The following is a 17,277-nucleotide window of genomic DNA, read 5'->3' as shown; positions in this document are numbered from 1 at the left end:
CTAAGGCGTTAGCCATCGACTTGCCGCGCAGGATGCCGCCAGGGCTCAGCCCGCTTGTCTGCCGCTGCCACATGCCATTGAATGCCGATATGCCACCAACACTGAGCTCTGCCCCTCTGGAAACTGCCGTTGCTGCGCTGCGCCGAGAGGGTGTTATTGCCTACCCAACCGAGGCGGTGTGGGGATTGGGCTGCGACCCGGACAGCACCAACGCCTTGACTCACCTGTTGGCACTCAAACAACGTGATCCGGCCAAGGGCCTGATTTTGGTGTCGGCTGGGGTTGAACAGCTGCTGCCCTGGCTCGATGGCCTTTCCATGGATCAGTACCGGCAGCTGGAGCAGCCGAGCGCTACACCCACCACCTGGTTGGTGCCGGACAATGGCCGCACGCATCGGCTGGTGCGCGGCGATCATCAGCAGGTGGCGCTGAGAGTCTCCCGCCATCCGCTGGTCGCCCAGTTGTGCCGGGCTTACGGCGGCCCGCTGGTGTCAACCTCAGCCAATCGTGCCGGCGAACCTGCAGCCATGAACAGTGCCCAGCTGCGCGCCACCTTCGGTGACGATCTGGATGCCGTGCTGGAAGGCGCCCTTGGCGGGTACGAGCGCCCCAGTACCATCCGCGACCTGCTGACCGGGCAAGTGCTGCGCTCCTGAGCTTCTCCGTGACCGACTTTCTTCGTGCCATTTAACAAGGAGGCCCTGTGGCCCACGCGCATCTTGATAACGTCAAAACCTATCTGCTCGATCTTCAGGAGCGGCTGTGTGCTGGTCTGGCTGAAGAAGACGGCGGCGCAACCTTCCGTGAAGATGCGTGGAGCCGCGAGGAGGGCGGTGGCGGGCGCTCGCGGGTGATAGAGGATGGCGCACTGTTCGAAAAGGGCGGCGTCAATTACTCCCATGTGTACGGCGCAGCGCTGCCGCCGTCGGCCACCTCCGCCAGGCCGGAACTTGCTGGGCGCAGCTTTCATGCCATGGGGGTGTCCTGGGTGCTGCACCCTGAAAACCCCCACGTGCCAACCAGCCACGGCAATGTGCGTTTTTTCATTGCTGAAAAGGAAGGTGAGGCACCGGTGTGGTGGTTTGGTGGCGGCTACGACCTTACGCCTTTTTATCCGGTACTTGAGGATGTGCGCCACTGGCACCGTGTTGCCAAGGATGCCTGTGCGCCCTTTGGTGAGGATGTCTATCCGCGCTATAAGTCCTGGTGCGATGACTACTTCTGGCTTAAGCACCGGGGTGAAACACGCGGCGTCGGTGGGCTGTTCTTCGACGATCTCAATGACGGTGGCTTCGAACGCTGCTTTGACTTTCTGCAGGCGGTCGGCGACAGCTTCCTGGATGCTTACCTGCCCATTGTCCGGCGTCGCCGCAAAGCAGCCTGGAATGAACGTGAGCGGGACTTCCAGCTTTATCGTCGTGGCCGCTATGTGGAGTTCAATCTGGTGTGGGACCGTGGCACTTTGTTCGGTTTGCAGAGCAACGGACGTACCGAGTCCATTCTGATGTCAATGCCGCCGCTGGCGCGTTGGGCCTACCGTTGGGAGCCGGAGCCGGACAGTGCCGAGGCTCGCCTGATCTATTACCTGCAGCCACGTGACTGGCTGGGTGAAGCAGAGCGCTCTGGAGAAAACGTATGACGGATCACTACGCGGTATTCGGTCACCCGATCAGCCACTCAAAGTCACCGCTGATACATACGGCCTTCGCTGAGCAGACGGACCAGGATATGTCCTATCTGGCCATTGAAGCGCCGCTTGGTGACTTTGCTGGCACCTGGCGCGAATTTGTTGCCCAGGGTGGGCGCGGCGCTAACGTTACCGTGCCCTTCAAGGAAGAAGCCCACCGACTATGTGACCACATCAGTGAGCGGGCTCGGCGGGCAGGTGCAGTGAATACCCTGTTGCTGGCCGATGACGGCACGACCCATGGTGATACCACGGACGGCCCGGGCCTGGTGGCGGATCTCAGGCGCAATAACGTGCGCCTTGAGGGAGCGAGGGTGCTGCTGTTGGGGGCCGGTGGCGCAGTACGCGGTGTACTGGAGCCGCTGCTGGCCGAAAGGCCGGCAGCGCTTTTTCTGGCCAACCGGACCGCCGCCAAAGCCAGTGCGCTGGCCGCTGACTTCAACGACCTTGGCGCCATCAGTGGGGGCGGTTTTGAGGCCGTGACAGGGCAGTTCGATCTGGTTATCAATGGCACCAGTGCTAGCCTGTCCGGTGATTTGCCGCCCTTGCCCGAAGCACTGTTTACCGAGGGCGGTGTGGCTTACGACATGATGTACAGTGCCGAGCCGACGGTATTCATGCGCTGGGCCGAAGCGCAGGGTGCGCGGGCCATTGATGGTCTGGGTATGCTGGTGGGCCAGGCTGCTGAGTCTTTCTTGCAGTGGCGCGGCAGGCAGCCCGATGTTGAGCCGGTGCTTGCCACGCTGCGACAGCAGCTGGGCTGATCTGAGGCACTTAACGCCGTTTGACGTACAGCCCTGCCATGCACAGCACCAGACCAAGCACTGACACCAGCATGCTGCCGTTGACCAGCCACGGCTTGCGCGCAATGAAAGGCACAGTGGGCTGTGGCGTGTCGCGGCACAGGCCTGTTACATAGTCCCAATGACCCTGGCCGTTCAGCACGCAGTCGCGCACACCGTTGAGCTCAATGAAGTACAGGCTCATCAGCACAACGATGGGCACAATCATCAGCACTAGCCCGAGGCGAAGCATGGCGTGTCTCCCTGATTAGCGCTGGCAGTTCGGCTGGCGCCCGGCCTGGCGTGCTTGCTGGTACTGAGGCATCACTGCGTTCATCTCACTTTCAAGTTTGGCGATACGCTGGTCGCTGCTGGGGTGCGTCGACATCCACACCGGTGGCCCGTTGCCGCCGCTGGCGCTCATGTTGCGCCACAGGTCAACGCTGCCCTGGGGGTTGAAGCCGGCATCTGCCATCAGCTGTAGGCCAATCACGTCGGCCTCACTTTCATGGCTACGCGAGAACGGCAGCAGGATGCCGTACTGCGCACCCATACCTAGGGCGGCGTTGGCCATCTCGGCCTGAGCGCCCTGCAGTCCGGCCGCGGATGCCGCTACGCTCAGACCAATGCTGGTGATGTTTTGCGTGGACATGCGCTCGTTGGCATGGCGAGCCAGCACATGGCCGACCTCATGCCCAATGACCGAGGCCAGTTGATCCTGGTTTTCCGCGATATCCAGCAAGCCGGTGTGCACACCGACATAGCCGCCGGGTAGCGCAAAGGCGTTGGCTGAGTCGTCCTTGAACACGCGCACTTGCCAGTTGTACTGAGGACTACCTGGCGGCAGAGTCGCGACGATGGCATCGGTGACACACTGGACATAGGCTTGGGTAGCACCGCCGACCGTAGGTAGCTCTTGCTGGTACTGTGCAAAAGACTGTGCGCCCATCTGGTTGAGCTCGTCATCGGGCATCATGGTGAGCTGCATGCGGCCAGTCGGCGAGGTGGCGCAGGCAACGAGGCTGGCGCTGATCGCGCCGATGGCAAATGTCTTTAACCAACGCATAGGGCATCCTTGTGTGACGTCGGTAAGGTTTCCTCTGGACGAGGTCATGTGAGGGTCTCAAGATACCCTGATCCTGGGCTGTCTCCAACAGCTATCGATACCCATTTATTGATGATCAGCGATTGTTCGTCGGCTGTCTGATTGACTTTCTGATCGGCATTAATCTGTAACAAGGAGAGCGTCATGGATGAGTCATTAAGCAGGCGCCTGTTGAGTCTGCTGGAGCGCATTGAGCCCTGGTTGCCGCCAACGCCGGTGGCCGTTGACTGGAGTCGTGATGTGGCGGCGCTGTGGCAGCGCCACGCGTTGGGCGGGCATCTGGTGGCAGTGCCGCCGCGTGACGATCTGAGGTTGGATGACCTGTTGGGCATCGAGCGTCAGAAACTGGCGTTGGTCGATAACTTGCGGGCTTTTTTGCGCGGCTATCCGGCCAACCATGCGTTGCTGTGGGGGGCGCGGGGCAGCGGCAAGTCGTCGCTGGTGCGTGCGCTGCTCAATGACTTGGCCGATGAAGGCATGCGGCTGGTGCAGGTGGACCGCCACGATCTGGCGGGGCTGACTACCCTGGTAGAGCGTCTGCGCTATGAGCCACATCGCTTTGTGGTCTATTGCGACGATCTGTCTTTTGAGGGTCACGACGATGCCTATAAGGCACTGAAAAGCGTGTTGGACGGTGCCCTGACTGGGCCGCCGGAAAATGTCCTGCTGCTGGCAACGTCTAACCGCCGGCATCTGTTGCCTGAGTCGATGCAGGATAATCAGGGCACACGGCTGGTGGGCGACGAGCTGCACCACGGCGATGCAGTAGAGGAAAAGATTTCGCTGTCCGACCGTTTCGGACTGTCGTTGGGATTTTATCCGTTCAATCAGGACACCTATCTGGAAACCTGCTGCCACTGGGTATCGCGGTTAGGCAAAACCGAGGACTGGACGCCCCAGGCCCGCGCCGAGGCTATTCGCTTTGCTACTCTGCGCGGCAGTCGAAGCGGGCGGGTTGCCTGGCAATTTGCCTGTCAGTGGGTAGGGCAGCAGCGCCTGAGTCACTGAGTAGACGGCCGCGCATATAGGTCAGTCCAGTACGATCAGGCGGTTTGGCAATTCGTTGCGCTCATGGGTGGCCGGCACCTGTTCCTTGAGGTGCTTGCCACAGTCATCGATGCACTGTAGGAAGCCCTTCAGGGTCTCGCCGTCTTTCACGTGCCGGGTAAATGACGCCACAACCGATTGCCAGCTGTCATCACTGATACGCGACGAGATACCCCGGTCGACCAAAATTTCCACGTAGCGCTCGGCCTCAGAGACGAAGATCAGGATTCCCGTATCCCCTTCGGTATGGTGCAGGTTGTGCTCCAGGAACTGTCGCCGCGCGAGGTTGGCCGCACGCCAGTGGCGAACCGAGCGTGGCACCAGGCGCATGGTGATGACTGGAAGGCGGAATATTAGCCCCAGTACGATAAAGCTCGCCCATTGCACCAGTGTCAGCTCATAGGCCGTTAACCCGCCAAAAAAATAGTTGACCGCACCAGGGACCACCAGCGCCAGCAAGCCGGCCCAAAGCAGAGGAATATAAGCATAATTGTCTGCGCGTGCGGCCAGTACGGTGACCAGCTCGGCATCGGTATCGCGCTCAACACGCTTGACTGCATCGGCGACTTGTTGCTGCTCGTCTTTACTCAATAAAGCCATGGGGGCTCTGATCTCCACCTTGTGTTGTCATGTGACTGCTAGCGTCGGGCATTCCGGGTTACCAGCCGCCTGAAGCGCCGCCGCCGCCGAAGCCGCCGCCGAAACCACCACCGCCACCGCCACGCGATCCGCCACGCGATCCGCCGCCCAGACCACCACCCAGCACCATGCCGGCCAGCAGGCCACCACGACCGCCGCGTACCAGTATCATGACGATGATGAACATCACCACAAACAGCGGCGACGCCGGTTTTTCAGATTGTTGGCTCCGAGCTGAGGCGCGTGAGCTGGTACTCATGGGCTCGCCGCCCAGCACCTGGATCATCCTTTCCACGCCTTCGCTGATGCCGCGGGCAAAGTCGCCCTGGCGGAAGGCCGGCGTCAGGACCTGGTTGATGATTACTGAGGACTGCGCATCGGTTAGCCGGCCCTCAAGGCCATAGCCTACTTCGATGCGCATTTTGCGTTCATTGGGAGCCACGATCAGCAGGGCGCCGTTATCCTTTTCTGCTTGGCCGATCCCCCAATGGCGCCCCAGCTGATAACCATACTGCTCGATAGTGGCACCTTGCAGGTCCGGCACAGTAGCCACCACCAACTGTTCGCTGGTCGCCGTTTCGTGGGCCGCCAGCTTTTCCTCAAGTCGCGTCTCGGTGGCCTGATCCAGCAGTTCGGCCTGGTCGACCACGCGCCCGGTCAGTTCAGGAAAATCGAGCTCCTGTGCTTGAGCTGGCTGAACTTGAAGAATGAACGCCGCTGTCAACAGGAAAGCTAATAGCGGGATGCGTAAAAGATGACTCATCAAAACTCCACTTGGGGGGCCTGATCCGCATTTTCAGTGGTGGCCTCGAAAGTCTCACGAACCGGCATGTCGCCGTAGAGGACACTGTGCCACAGGCGACCAGGGAAGGTACGGATCTCGGTATTGTAGCGTTCAACCGCGGTGATGAAGTCGCGGCGTGCCACAGCAATGCGGTTTTCGGTGCCCTCTAGCTGCGACTGCAGGGCCAGAAAGTTCTGGTTCGACTTCAGCTCAGGGTAGCTTTCCGAGACGGCCATCAGTCGGCTTAGTGCGCCGGTCAGCTGCTGCTGGGCCTGCTCAAATTGTCGCATCTTCTGTGGGTCGTTTAGCGACTCAGCGTCGACCTGGATGGACGTCGCTTTGGCCCGCGCCTCCACCACGGCGGTCAGGGTCTCCTGCTCCTGTCGGGCAAATCCCTTGACCGTCTCGACCAGGTTGGGCACCAGGTCCGCGCGGCGCTGATACTGGTTCTCCACCTGCGCCCAGGCTGACTTCACCTGCTCATCATAGGTAGGAATATTGTTGATGCCGCAGCCCGTTAGCAGCAGCGCCATGATCATTATCAGAGCGAGCCGCCAGGCGTAAGGGCTAGCAGAGGTTGGGTGTCCTGTCGACATGAAAGCGTCCTGTCTTTATGTTTCGATGATGAATAATGATGATGGTTAACTAAGGTACAGCGCAGTTTGCTGTAAAGAAAGGCATGTTACCTCGGGTTACAGGCAAAAAAGGCGGGGCGATCAAGTTGATCGCCCCGCTTGTTCAATCAAGCTTTCTGAAGCGGCTTAGCGCCGGCTGCGGCGAGCATCCTTGGTGCGGTCCAGCTCGCGCTGCTTGGCTTTCCTACGATCACTGTCACCTGCCTGGTGGTCGAAGGGGTTGTCGCCAGAGCGGAACTCAAAGCGCATCGGCGTGCCGCGTACCTTGAGTACCTTGCGGAAGGTGTTGATGAGATAGCGCTTGTAGGCTTCGTTCAGCGACTCGGTCTGCCTGCCGTGAACGACAATGATCGGCGGGTTACTGCCGCCCTGGTGGGCCATGCGTAGCTTGATACGCCGACCGTGGATCATCGGCGGCTGGTGCTGTTCCACCGCATCATGCAGGATGTTGGTCAGACGGTTGGTTGACCAGTGGCTGGTCGCTGAGGCAAAGGCACGCTCCAGCGATGGATAAAGATCACCCACAGCGGTGCCGTGCAGTGCTGAGATAAAGTGCAGCTCGGCGTAGTCGGCAAAGCCCAGGCGGCGCTTGATATCGGCGCGCATTTTGTCGCGCACCTCGCTCTCCAGGCCGTCCCACTTGTTGACCACCAGTATCAGCGCGCGGCCGCTGGTCAGCACGTAGTCCAGCAGGTGCAGATCCTGCTCTACCAGTCCGCTGCGGGCATCCAGCACCATGATGGCAACATGGCACTCCTTGATCGCCTCCAGCGCTTTGATAATCGAGAACTTCTCGACCGACTCGGAAACGTTCTTGCGCCGCCGCACGCCGGCGGTATCCACCAGCACATAGGGCTTGCCATTGCGCTCGAAGGGAATCTCGATGGCATCGCGGGTGGTGCCGGCCTCGTCATAGACTACCACGCGCTCTTCGCCGAGCATGCGGTTGACCAGCGTGGACTTGCCGACATTCGGGCGGCCGATCACACCAATGCGAATCCCCTTGCTACCGGTATCGGCCGGGATGTCCGGGTCGCGATCGGGGAAGGGCGACAGTACCTGCTCAATCAACGAAGTGACATTGCGGCCGTGGGCGGCAGCGATGGGCTGGGGATCACCCAGACCTAGCTGCCAGAAGTCAGCGATGGCCGAATGCTCTTCCATGCCATCCACCTTGTTGACCACCAGCCAAGTCTTTTTCTGGTTAGTGCGCAGGTGGCTGGCAATGGCCTCGTCGGCCACGTTCAGGCCTGCCCGGGCATCAACCAGGAACAGCACGATATCGGCCTCATCAATGGCCAGCAGCGACTGCTCGGCCATGGCTGCATCGATGCCTTCTTCGGTGCCGCTGATTCCGCCGGTGTCGATCACCGTATAGGTCTTGCCGCCGAGCATGCCGTTGCCGTACTTGCGATCCCGGGTCAGTCCTGGGAAGTCGGCCACCAACGCATCACGGCTGCGCGTAAGACGGTTGAACAGCGTTGACTTGCCGACGTTCGGGCGGCCAACGAGTGCAATCACTGGGTTCATCGAATATCCAGGGCCTGGAGCGTGCCGTTATTGGTGAGCATGTAAACACGTCTGCCGTCGGTCTGAGGCGTTACGCTGATACCGGAGCTGTTGACGCGGCTGCGTCCGGTGAGCTTGCCTGAGTTGGCGTTGATCAGGTGCACATAGCCGTCATAATCGCCAAGCACGATCTGGCCGCCGGCAAACTCCGGGTCGGTGAGTGAGCGGCCTTCAAGGTCTCTCAGGCGCCACATTTCATCACCGGTCATGGCGTTTAGGGCAACCACATGGCTGGCCTCATCGACCACGTACAGAGTATCGCCAACCATCAGCGGTGAGCGATAGCTGGAGAGCGGACGTGACCAGGCGATCTGGCCGCTGGTAGCTTCCAGAGCGACTACCCGGCCGTTATAGCTGGTGGCGTAGAGGCGCCCGTCGGGCGTCAGCAGCGGTTGGCCAGACAGATCGGACAACCGCTCGATTTCAGAGTTACCGGTGGGGTTGGAGATGCGTCTCTCCCACAGCGGCTGTCCGGTGCGGTTGTCCAGAGTGACCAGGCGGCCGTTGGCGAGCCCGGCAATAGTCACTGCATCAATAACCCTCGGCGTGGCGCTGGTGCGCAGGCTGAGTGCTGGCTGGGAAGCGCTATAGTTCCAGAATTCCGTGCCATCGTTGCGGTTAAGCGCGGTGATGTGGCCGTCGACAGATTGGATGATCAGCAGTTCGCTGTTGGCCTGAGGCGCTGCAAGGACTTCGCTGCTGGTGGTGGTTTTCCACTTCACCTTGCCGGTGCTCTGGTCCATAGCCACCACTTCGCCGTTGCGGGTGCCCAAATACAGCTGGCCATCAACTGCTGACAGGGCGCTTGAAGCGCCGCTGTCCAAGGTGGTTTCCCACAGGGGGTTGCCGGTGTTGGCATCCAGTGCGGTTACTAGACCACGATGGTCAGCAGCAAATATCCGCGAGCCATCTTGGGCCGGTGCCATGGGGTAACTACCTTTGCCCAGGCCAGAGCCAATGCGTTTGCTCCACAAGGTGGTGGCTTGGGCCGTGGCGCTCAGGTCGCGCAGATCCTTGGGAGGATATTGGGGCTCCACGTTGCCTGAACAACCGGCAAGTAATGATACGGTGGCCAGAGCGGCAATTATCAGTCTTGGGGTCATGAGCTGGTCTCCTCGACTCCTAGGTCATCGAGCTTGAGGCGTATTGCGTACTGGGTCTGTTCATTGTCGGCGCTGAGCTCGAGGGCTTCACGCCAGGAAGTTGCTGCTTTGTCTCGCTGCTCCAGCGCCAGGAAAGCATCACCGCGAAGCTCAAGATGCATGGCCGCCAGCGCAGAGGGGATGTTTTTGTCCAGAGTGCCCAGGGCAGCATCTGCGTCGCCCTGGGCGAGCTGTAGGCGGGCCAGTCTGAGCCGCGCAACGCCCTGAATGTAGGGATGCTTGCTGCTGTCGGCAACCGTATTCAACGGCACCATAGCGTCGCTGATATTGTTTTCTTGCACCGCAAGACGGACTTCGATCAGGCGGCCAAGATCGGCATACAAGGTGCTGCCATGGTGTTCTTCGAGCTCGTCAATCAGTAGCTGTGCGCGTTCACGGCTCTTGGCGTCGAGATCGCCTTCGCGGTTCAGATAGAGCAGCTCCTGGTAGCGGAGCGAGGCGGCTTCAGACTGGTTCAGCTGATATTGTTGCCAAGCCTTCCAGCCAAACACGCCAGCTGCGGCTATCGCCACGCCAACGATCAGTGAGGTGCCGTTCTCTTTCCACCAGCGTTTGATGGCCTCAAGCTGTTCTTCATCGCTGTTGATATCTGCCACGCACGATCTCCTTGTTCGGTCAGCAGGCTGTCAGACGCTCGCATCTGACAGCAGAGTATTCAGTGTTTCGGCCAGCGAGGCCTGAGCAATATCCAGCTGCTCCCGGTCTTCGCGCAGAAATTTGACGGCAACGCTGCCGCGGGCCAACTCATCTTCGCCGATCAACAGCGCTAGGCGAGCGCCGCTGCGGTCGGCCTTCTTGATACGGCTTTTAAAACTGCCGCCACCGCAGTGCAGCTGCAGGCTGAGTTCAGGCAAAGCGTCGCGTAGGCGTTCTGCTAGCAACAGGGCGGTAGGCTCAGTGGCCTCACTCATTGGTAGCAGGTAGGCATCGAGTTGCGCCAATGCCGCGTCAGGTATCAGGTTGAGGGTATCGAGCATCAGTACCAGCCGCTCGATACCCATGGCAAAGCCCACCGCTGGCACGGCCTTGCCGCCGAGCTGTTCGACCAGGCCATCATAGCGGCCGCCGGCGCACACGGTACCCTGGCTGCCTAGTGTGGTGGTGGTCCACTCGAATACGGTACGTGAATAGTAGTCCAGCCCGCGTACCAGGCGTGGGTTGATGACGAAATCGATACCGGCGGCCTTGAGTAGTGCGGTAAGTCCCTCGAAGTGCTCGCGTGAGGCCTCGTCGAGATGGTCGATCAGCTGCGGGGCCTTATCCAGCATGTCGGCCATGTCAGGGTTTTTGGAATCTAGGATACGCAACGGGTTGGTGCTCAGGCGACGCCGGGAATCTTCATCCAGGACGTCCTGGTGTTGCTCGAAATAAGCCACCAGGGTGTCGCGATAGGTTGCGCGCGCTTCTGTGGAACCCAGTGAGTTCAGCTCCAGGGTGACGTGTTGGTCGAGGCCCAGCTGCTTCCACAGCCGCGCCGACAACAGGATGACTTCGGCATCAATGTCCGGGCCGTCTAGTCCGAAGGTTTCCACGCCGACCTGGTGAAACTGGCGGTAGCGGCCTTTCTGGGGACGCTCATGACGAAACATCGGACCCTGATACCACAGCCGCTGGGTCTGGTTATGCAGCAGGCCATGCTGCATGGCCGCGCGCACACAGCTGGCGGTGTTCTCGGGGCGCAGGGTCAGGCTGTCACCGTTGCGGTCGTCGAAAGTGTACATTTCCTTCTCGACGATATCGGTGACTTCGCCGATAGAGCGCTTGAACAGCGCTGTCTGTTCGACAACTGGGGTGCGGATCTCGGCATAACCGTAATGGCGCATCAGTGAGCGCACCTGGCCCTCAAAGTACTGCCACAGTGGTGACTGGTCGGGCAGTAAGTCGTTCATGCCACGAATGGCTTGGATTTTGTTGCTCAAAACAGGCTCCTGGATGGTATGGCGTCAGGCATCACGGGTAATGATGTCTTGTTCGGCCTGCTGTTTTTTACGCACCTTGTCGCGGATCAGCCGCTCCAGGTCATCGACCAGGTTTTCGTTGGTCAGCTTTTGCGCGGGCTTGCCGTCAAGGTAAAGCAGGTTTGCCGGGCTGCCGCCGGTGAGGCCCAGATCGCTTTCTTTGGCTTCACCGGGGCCGTTGACGATACAGCCGATGATCGAGACATCAAGCGGCGTCATGACATCTTCAAGGCGCTCCTCGAGCTGGTTCATAGTGTCGATAACATCAAAATTCTGGCGCGAACAGCTCGGGCAGGCAATGAAATTGATGCCCTTGCTGCGCAGCCTGAGGCTCTTGAGCATGTCGAAACCGACTTTGATCTCCTCGATCGGGTCCGCTGCCAGCGATACGCGAATGGTGTCACCAATACCGTCCATCAGCAGCAGGCCAAGGCCAATCGAGGATTTTACCGTGCCCGAGCGCAGTCCGCCTGCTTCGGTAATACCCAGGTGCAGCGGCTGCTCGATGCGGCTGGCCAAGTCGCGGTAAGCGGCCACTGCCATAAACACATCGCTGGCCTTGACGCTGACCTTGAAGTCCGCAAAATCCAGCCGTTCCAGGTGGTCGATATGACGTAGCGCCGATTCGACCAGGGCCTCGGGAGTCGGTTCGCCGTACTTGCGCTGCAGGGACTTCTCCAGCGAGCCGGCGTTGACGCCGATGCGGATCGGAATGCCGTTGTCCCTGGCGGCGCTGACGACTGCGCGAACGCGCTCTTCGCGGCCAATGTTGCCCGGGTTGATACGCAGGCAGTCAACGCCGAGCTCGGCGACACGCAGGGCAATTTTATGGTCAAAGTGGATGTCGGCCACTAGCGGCACATTGACCGCCCGGCGAATGCGGCCGAAGGCATCGGCAGCGTCCATGCACGGCACCGAGACGCGTACGATATCGGCGCCCGCCTGTTCAAGCTGGCGAATCTGATGAATGGTGGCGGTTACGTCCAGGGTGTCGGTGTTGGTCATGCTCTGCACCGAAATGGGCGCGCCGCCGCCAACCGGCACCTTGCCCACATGTATCTGGCGTGAGATGCGGCGGGTAATAGGCGATGTGGCGTGCATGGTCGACTTATTCTCCCAGTGTGAAGCGTGCAACATTGCCGGCAGCGGCACGGCTGCCAACATTCTCAGTGTCACCGCGCCAGGTCATTTCAACGCCGTTGGCATTACCGATGGTCAGTCTCAATGGCGGGGTGCCTTCAATGCTGGCGTCGGTACCGGCCTGCTGCAGTCCGACAAAGACTGTCTTGCCATTAGCGTCATTGATCTGCACCCATGACTCTTTATTGAACACCAGCTTCAGCAGGTTGGGGTTGGCCGGTGCTTCTTCGCTGGCATCAGTCGTAGGGGGTGCCGCCTGGTCGGCTTCCTGGCTTACTAGTGCGGCGGATTCCTGCTCGCCAGCTGCGGCGCTGTCGTCGGCCGTACCTGAGGCGTTAGCCACAGCTGTTTGTGATCCGGCTTCGCTGGCTGGGTCAGCAGCCGCAGAAGGTTGAGCGTCCGCTACCGGGGTGGCAGGTTCAGGCTGCGCTGTCTCTATCACCGGGTGGGTGTCATTGGTAATGCTGCTTTCCGGGGGCGCCTGCTGCGTTCTGGCTGGTTCATCGATGGTGATTGTGCCGTCGCGGCTGTCCACCGCTACGGGTTCACTGGTGCCGGGCGCGGGCGGCTGGTTTCCGCCACGGCTTTGCCACCACATCAGCGTCAGACCAGCCAGGCCAACGATGACAACCAGTGTCATCAGCCGGAACAGCCAGGTGCCGATACTTGAGGGGCGTTTTTGCAGCTGCAGCGGGCGTGCCTGTGTTTCGGAGGCACGGTCGGCATCGGCGTTGCGCGCCTGATAGGCCGCCAACACCACTTCTGGGTCCATGCCCAGCAGGTTGGCGTAGCTGCGTAGGTAGCCGCGCCGGTAAATCGTCACTGGTACTTCGTCATAGCTGTCGTTTTCCAGTCCCTGGATGACCGCCGGGCGAAGGTTGAGGGCAACGGCAACTTCCTGTTGGCTGATCTCCAGCGCCTGCCGTCCATGACGTAGCATCTCGCCCGGACTGCTCTGCTCTGTGAGCGCATCGGTTGGCGGAAGCTGAGTGTCGTTCATGGGGTCGCATCCTTCATGAAAAAATGGGTGTTGCAGCACACTCTGGGCAAGCGCCTGGCATCAGAGGCTGTCGCATCGCTCTGGGATTATCCTGAGGAAGCGTCCTGAGGTCGGACTGCATTTCTGTTCTCAAGCCGACGCTGACACTGATCCAGATTGTCGAGCAGTTGGGCCCGGTGTGCATAGCGGCTGTCACCAGATGCTTGTTTGAACTCTGAGCAGGCCTCGGCAACCCGTCCCTGTTCGTATAAAAAGACCGCATAATTATTACGTGCCCGGGTCATTTCCGGATCGGCGGCAAGCGCTTGCCGGTATGTCTTGTCGGCCAGGCTGAGGTTCCCCTGGCGGCTATAGACAAGTGCCAGCGCCTGAAGTGCCCTGGTGTTGTGCGGGTCAATCTCCAGGGCGCGGTTTAACGATGTCATGGCGCGCGGTAGATTGTTACGCGTAAGGTAAGCTTCGCCAAGGCGGGTATAGGCTGCTGTTGCCTCGGCACTGCTGTCCTCCTGACTCGCTTTGTCGCCAGGCAGGCTGGCACAGCCGCTCAGCAGCAAACCGGCCATAAAGACGGTGACGCTGAGCCGTAAACGGCCGCCGGGGCGTATGCGTCCTGTCATGACATCCTCATTTTGGTACTGAACAGCGTCATTGCCTGCGAGCGGCGGAATGCGTCCATCAAAGCGTTGAGGCGTGATGAAGTCAAGCAGGCGCCACCGTCAGTCAGCATCGATCTGGATCGACTGTATATAGCGTTCGTGGCGACGGGTGCGGTCCTTTACGCGACCGACCAGTTGGCCACAGGCAGCGTCAATATCGTCGCCCCTGGTCGAACGGACCGGCGCGGCAAAGCCAAGCTCATAAAGCCACTGCTGAAAGCGCATGACTTGATTTCGTGACGGCGTCTCATAGCCCGAGTGCGGAAACGCATTGAATGGGATCAGGTTGATCTTGCAGGGCAGCTCTTTCAGTACCTCGGCAAGCTCCTGGGCATGCGGCTGCTGATCGTTGATGTCCTTGATCAGCGTGTACTCGATGGTGATGATGCGGGCGTCACCACATTTTTCCAGATAGCGTTTACAGGCAGCCAGCAGGGTGCTGATGTTGTATTTGCGGTTGAGCGGCACCAGCTCGCTACGCAGCTCGTCGTTACCGGCGTGCAGCGAGATTGCCAGGCTCACATCTAGATCGTCGCCGAGGCGGTCGATCATCGGCACCACGCCTGATGTCGAGAGCGTGACGCGGCGTTTGGACAAGCCATAGCCGTTGTCATCCAGCATCAGCTTCATGGCCGGTAGAACGCTGTCATAGTTCAGCAACGGCTCGCCCATGCCCATCATCACCACGTTGGTCACGGGGCGGTGGGCGCTGCCCTGGCGTGGGCCATCGCTATTGCTGGCGACCCACACCTGGCCGATGATCTCGGCGGCGGTGAGGTTGCGCTGAAAGCCTTGCTTGCCGGTCGAGCAGAAACTGCAGTCCAGCGAGCAGCCCACCTGAGACGACACGCACAAGGTGCGGCGCTTGCCATCGTCGGCAGGAATCAGCACGGTTTCTACGTAGCTGCCATCTTCCACTTCCAGCACCCACTTGCGTGTGCCGTCATTGGATTTTCCTTCATAGGCGACACGCGGGCCGCGAATTTCAGCGACCTCATTGAGACGGGTGCGCAGCGCCTTGGAGAGATTGGTCATGGCGTCAAAGTCGTTGCACCCTTCGTGATGAATCCACTTCATCACTTGGGCTGCACGAAATTTCTTTTCGCCAATGGCCAGGAAAAAGGCTTCCATCTCCTCGCGCGTCATGCCTAGCAGGTTCTGGCGTTGGGGGGCTGTGATGGTCATGTTGGTCAGCGGGTTAGTGTACGGGGCGGGAGACTGCTCTCCCGCCGGGCAGGGCTCAGGTGCGCGGGCAGATCTCGCTTGCCTGGAAAAAGTAGTCGATCTCACGCTTGGCCGACTCGGGGGAGTCAGAGCCGTGAACAGCATTAGCGTCGATAGACTCGGCGAAGTCGGCACGAATGGTGCCAGCCTCAGCTTCCTTCGGGTTGGTGGCTCCCATCAGGTCGCGGTTGGCAGCAATGGCGTTCTCGCCTTCAAGCACCTGAACCACAACCGGGCCAGAGATCATGAAGCTGACAAGATCGCCAAAGAAAGGGCGCTCGCTGTGCTCTGCGTAGAAGCCTTCGGCCTGTTCACGAGACAGGTGAATCATCTTGGACGCCACGATCTGCAGCCCGGCTTTTTCAAAGCGGCTTTTGATGTCGCCGATTGCGTTCTTGGCGACGGCGTCGGGCTTGATGATGGACAGAGTGCGTTCAGTTGCCATTGAGAGTATCTCCAGTTGGGTCCGGTGTGTGTCACGCGCTACGGCCAAGCGCCACGCCGGAATATCCGGGTGGCGCCTGGCAGCAAATCAGCAGCAAGAAAGTGGAGCGGCGCTAGCCGACAGGGCGCAGAGTATAACGCTGTGCGCCGTCAATGAACAATCGACGCGTCAGACGTTGAAGCTCTCGCCGCAGCCGCACTCGTCTGTCACGTTAGGGTTACGGAAGCGGAAGAATCGATTCAGCCCTTCGGAGACATAGTCGACCTCGCTGCCGTCGAGAACCTCCAGCGCATCTGGCGCCACAAACACCTTGACACCGTGCTCTTCAAAGGTGATGTCGTCATTGGCCGCTTCATCAGCGAAGTCGAGCACATAACTGTAGCCCGAGCAGCCGCTGGGCTTGATTGAAACGCGCAGCCCGAGGCCGTGCCCACGTTCATCAAGCACATGGCGAATCTGGCTGGCAGCGGATGAGGTGATGGAAAGTTGTGCCATGAGAACCTCCTTCAAGGCAATAATATTGCTGTCAGGCCTTAGCGACGCAGCCCGGTCAGCGCGTGGCGAAGGGCGTCCAGGGTGCGATCGATATCGGCCTCGGTGGTAAAGCGTCCGATACTGAAACGTAGCGATGCCAGCGCCAGTGGGCGGGGCACGCCGATTTCCTTTAATACATGAGACGGCTCAACGCTTGCCGAGTTGCATGCTGAGCCGGTGGAGATGGCAATGTCGCGCAGTGCCATCAGCAGTGATTCACCATCAACCTTATCAAATGCCAGGTTGAGGATGTTGGGAACAGCGCTGTCGATACGGGTGTTGCAGTGTACGCCGTCAATGTCAGACAGGCCTTGCAGCAGGCGGTCACGCAGCTGACCGATGCGTTGCTGGTCTTCGTCGTGTTCGGCAACAGCGATGGCCATGGCTTCGCCCATACCGGCGATCTGATGGGTCGGTAGGGTGCCGGAGCGCATGCCGCGCTCGTGGCCGCCACCGTGAATCAGTGCTTCCAAGCGCAGCTCCGAGTCGCGTCTGACATACAAAGCGCCGATGCCCTTGGGGCCGTATACCTTGTGGGCAGAGAGCGACATCATGTCGATGCCCAGGCGTTTGACGTCTAGCTCCAGCCGTCCCAGCGCCTGGGCGGCGTCGGTGTGGAAGATTGCGCCGCCGGAGTGGGCCACTTCGGCTAACGCAGCCAGATCATTAATGCTGCCCAACTCGTTGTTCACTGCCATCAGTGATACCAGCACGGTGTCATCACGCATGGCCTCGCGTAGCGAGGCTGGTGACACGCGGCCGTCGGCAGCGGGCTTGAGCCAGGTGACGTCGAAACCTTCCTGCTCCAAGGCGGTGGCGGAATCGATCACTGCTTTATGCTCGATGGTCGAGGTGATTAGGTGGCGACCCCGGGCGCGATTGGCACGCATATAGCCAATCAGTGCCAGG

General features: G+C 60.1%; 20 protein-coding genes. 4 read left to right on the top strand and 16 right to left on the bottom strand.

Annotated elements, in window-relative coordinates; all coding sequences use genetic code 11:
- From ACTH3D_RS08955 to aroE, 3 genes are all read left to right on the top strand, one after another.
- Positions 1–656 (top strand): L-threonylcarbamoyladenylate synthase (locus tag ACTH3D_RS08955; protein WP_441666724.1); only part of this gene is annotated, 656 nt, incomplete at its 5' end.
- A 47-nt stretch (positions 657–703) separates the two neighbouring features.
- Positions 704–1,639, top strand: a complete 936-nt coding sequence (hemF, locus tag ACTH3D_RS08950; RefSeq protein WP_441666723.1) for an oxygen-dependent coproporphyrinogen oxidase — start codon at positions 704–706, stop codon at positions 1,637–1,639.
- Positions 1,636–2,451: a shikimate dehydrogenase gene (gene aroE, locus ACTH3D_RS08945; RefSeq protein ID WP_441666722.1), complete on the top strand. Its 816-nt coding sequence runs from the start codon at positions 1,636–1,638 to the stop codon at positions 2,449–2,451. The genes hemF and aroE overlap by 4 nt, the downstream gene beginning before the upstream one ends.
- Positions 2,452–2,461: 10 nt before the next feature.
- Here the strand turns inward: aroE and ACTH3D_RS08940 are convergent, their stop codons facing one another.
- On the bottom strand, positions 2,462–2,722 hold the full coding sequence (locus tag ACTH3D_RS08940) for a hypothetical protein (RefSeq protein WP_441666721.1): 261 nt from the start codon (positions 2,720–2,722) through the stop codon (positions 2,462–2,464).
- A gap of 15 nt (positions 2,723–2,737) precedes the next feature.
- Positions 2,738–3,535: a M48 family metallopeptidase gene (locus tag ACTH3D_RS08935; protein WP_441666720.1), complete on the bottom strand. Its 798-nt coding sequence runs from the start codon at positions 3,533–3,535 to the stop codon at positions 2,738–2,740.
- A 183-nt stretch (positions 3,536–3,718) separates the two neighbouring features.
- On the opposite strand from ACTH3D_RS08935, the gene ACTH3D_RS08930 reads away from it, so the two are divergent.
- Entirely contained in the window at positions 3,719–4,582 is an 864-nt protein-coding gene (locus ACTH3D_RS08930; RefSeq protein ID WP_441666719.1) for an ATP-binding protein, read from the top strand.
- A 21-nt stretch (positions 4,583–4,603) separates the two neighbouring features.
- Here ACTH3D_RS08930 and ACTH3D_RS08925 read toward each other — a convergent pair whose 3' ends face one another.
- The 14 genes from ACTH3D_RS08925 to ACTH3D_RS08860 all read right to left on the bottom strand — a co-directional run.
- A complete protein-coding gene (locus ACTH3D_RS08925) occupies positions 4,604–5,221 on the bottom strand; it encodes a TPM domain-containing protein (RefSeq protein WP_441666718.1) in 618 nt (205 codons plus the stop codon).
- Between the two features lie 58 nt (positions 5,222–5,279).
- Positions 5,280–6,023: a TPM domain-containing protein gene (locus ACTH3D_RS08920; protein WP_441666717.1), complete on the bottom strand. Its 744-nt coding sequence runs from the start codon at positions 6,021–6,023 to the stop codon at positions 5,280–5,282.
- Complete coding sequence (locus ACTH3D_RS08915) at positions 6,023–6,583, bottom strand: LemA family protein (RefSeq protein ID WP_441666725.1); 561 nt, start codon at positions 6,581–6,583, stop codon at positions 6,023–6,025. The genes ACTH3D_RS08920 and ACTH3D_RS08915 overlap by 1 nt, the downstream gene beginning before the upstream one ends.
- Positions 6,584–6,805: 222 nt before the next feature.
- On the bottom strand, positions 6,806–8,209 hold the full coding sequence (der, locus tag ACTH3D_RS08910) for a ribosome biogenesis GTPase Der (RefSeq protein WP_441666716.1): 1,404 nt from the start codon (positions 8,207–8,209) through the stop codon (positions 6,806–6,808).
- On the bottom strand, positions 8,206–9,351 hold the full coding sequence (gene bamB / locus ACTH3D_RS08905; protein ID WP_441666715.1) for an outer membrane protein assembly factor BamB: 1,146 nt from the start codon (positions 9,349–9,351) through the stop codon (positions 8,206–8,208). Before bamB ends, der begins: the two co-directional genes overlap by 4 nt.
- Positions 9,348–10,007, bottom strand: a complete 660-nt coding sequence (locus tag ACTH3D_RS08900) for a YfgM family protein (protein ID WP_441666714.1) — start codon at positions 10,005–10,007, stop codon at positions 9,348–9,350. Before ACTH3D_RS08900 ends, bamB begins: the two co-directional genes overlap by 4 nt.
- A gap of 30 nt (positions 10,008–10,037) precedes the next feature.
- On the bottom strand, positions 10,038–11,330 hold the full coding sequence (gene hisS, locus ACTH3D_RS08895; RefSeq protein ID WP_441666713.1) for a histidine--tRNA ligase: 1,293 nt from the start codon (positions 11,328–11,330) through the stop codon (positions 10,038–10,040).
- 24 nt (positions 11,331–11,354) lie between these two features.
- Entirely contained in the window at positions 11,355–12,470 is a 1,116-nt protein-coding gene (gene ispG, locus ACTH3D_RS08890) for a flavodoxin-dependent (E)-4-hydroxy-3-methylbut-2-enyl-diphosphate synthase (RefSeq protein ID WP_441666712.1), read from the bottom strand.
- Positions 12,471–12,477: 7 nt separating this feature from the next.
- Complete coding sequence (locus ACTH3D_RS08885; RefSeq protein WP_441666711.1) at positions 12,478–13,509, bottom strand: RodZ domain-containing protein; 1,032 nt, start codon at positions 13,507–13,509, stop codon at positions 12,478–12,480.
- An 86-nt stretch (positions 13,510–13,595) separates the two neighbouring features.
- The gene (locus ACTH3D_RS08880; protein WP_441666710.1) at positions 13,596–14,126 is read right to left on the bottom strand and encodes a tetratricopeptide repeat protein; all 531 of its coding nucleotides are present in this window, start codon (positions 14,124–14,126) and stop codon (positions 13,596–13,598) included.
- A gap of 99 nt (positions 14,127–14,225) precedes the next feature.
- Positions 14,226–15,350: a 23S rRNA (adenine(2503)-C(2))-methyltransferase RlmN gene (gene rlmN / locus ACTH3D_RS08875; protein WP_441666709.1), complete on the bottom strand. Its 1,125-nt coding sequence runs from the start codon at positions 15,348–15,350 to the stop codon at positions 14,226–14,228.
- A 55-nt stretch (positions 15,351–15,405) separates the two neighbouring features.
- Positions 15,406–15,834, bottom strand: a complete 429-nt coding sequence (gene ndk, locus ACTH3D_RS08870; RefSeq protein WP_441666708.1) for a nucleoside-diphosphate kinase — start codon at positions 15,832–15,834, stop codon at positions 15,406–15,408.
- 168 nt (positions 15,835–16,002) lie between these two features.
- Positions 16,003–16,329 (bottom strand): HesB/IscA family protein, encoded by a 327-nt coding sequence (locus ACTH3D_RS08865; RefSeq protein WP_441666707.1) that lies wholly within the window; start codon positions 16,327–16,329, stop codon positions 16,003–16,005.
- Between the two features lie 38 nt (positions 16,330–16,367).
- A partial coding sequence (locus ACTH3D_RS08860) for a cysteine desulfurase family protein (protein ID WP_441666706.1) occupies positions 16,368–17,277 on the bottom strand: 910 nt, incomplete at its 5' end.

Origin of the sequence: Halomonas sp., from assembly GCF_052095765.1 — a bacterium.
In the GTDB taxonomy this organism is placed as follows: Bacteria; Pseudomonadota; Gammaproteobacteria; order Pseudomonadales; family Halomonadaceae; genus Halomonas.
The sequence above is the reverse complement of the archived record's forward strand: the minus strand, read 5'-3'. Positions and strand labels throughout refer to the sequence as shown.

Coding starts and splice junctions, on each gene's coding strand:
- ACTH3D_RS08865 (WP_441666707.1), bottom strand. CDS start 16,329: ATGGCACAACTTTCCATCACCTCATCCGCTGCCAGCCAGATTCGCCAT.
- ACTH3D_RS08920 (WP_441666717.1), bottom strand. CDS start 6,023: ATGAGTCATCTTTTACGCATCCCGCTATTAGCTTTCCTGTTGACAGCG.
- ndk (WP_441666708.1), bottom strand. CDS start 15,834: ATGGCAACTGAACGCACTCTGTCCATCATCAAGCCCGACGCCGTCGCC.
- ACTH3D_RS08930 (WP_441666719.1), top strand. CDS start 3,719: ATGGATGAGTCATTAAGCAGGCGCCTGTTGAGTCTGCTGGAGCGCATT.
- rlmN (WP_441666709.1), bottom strand. CDS start 15,350: ATGACCATCACAGCCCCCCAACGCCAGAACCTGCTAGGCATGACGCGC.
- ACTH3D_RS08885 (WP_441666711.1), bottom strand. CDS start 13,509: ATGAACGACACTCAGCTTCCGCCAACCGATGCGCTCACAGAGCAGAGC.
- ispG (WP_441666712.1), bottom strand. CDS start 12,470: ATGCACGCCACATCGCCTATTACCCGCCGCATCTCACGCCAGATACAT.
- ACTH3D_RS08880 (WP_441666710.1), bottom strand. CDS start 14,126: ATGACAGGACGCATACGCCCCGGCGGCCGTTTACGGCTCAGCGTCACC.
- aroE (WP_441666722.1), top strand. CDS start 1,636: ATGACGGATCACTACGCGGTATTCGGTCACCCGATCAGCCACTCAAAG.
- ACTH3D_RS08925 (WP_441666718.1), bottom strand. CDS start 5,221: ATGGCTTTATTGAGTAAAGACGAGCAGCAACAAGTCGCCGATGCAGTC.
- ACTH3D_RS08915 (WP_441666725.1), bottom strand. CDS start 6,583: ATGATCATGGCGCTGCTGCTAACGGGCTGCGGCATCAACAATATTCCT.
- ACTH3D_RS08940 (WP_441666721.1), bottom strand. CDS start 2,722: ATGCTTCGCCTCGGGCTAGTGCTGATGATTGTGCCCATCGTTGTGCTG.
- ACTH3D_RS08935 (WP_441666720.1), bottom strand. CDS start 3,535: ATGCGTTGGTTAAAGACATTTGCCATCGGCGCGATCAGCGCCAGCCTC.
- bamB (WP_441666715.1), bottom strand. CDS start 9,351: ATGACCCCAAGACTGATAATTGCCGCTCTGGCCACCGTATCATTACTT.
- der (WP_441666716.1), bottom strand. CDS start 8,209: ATGAACCCAGTGATTGCACTCGTTGGCCGCCCGAACGTCGGCAAGTCA.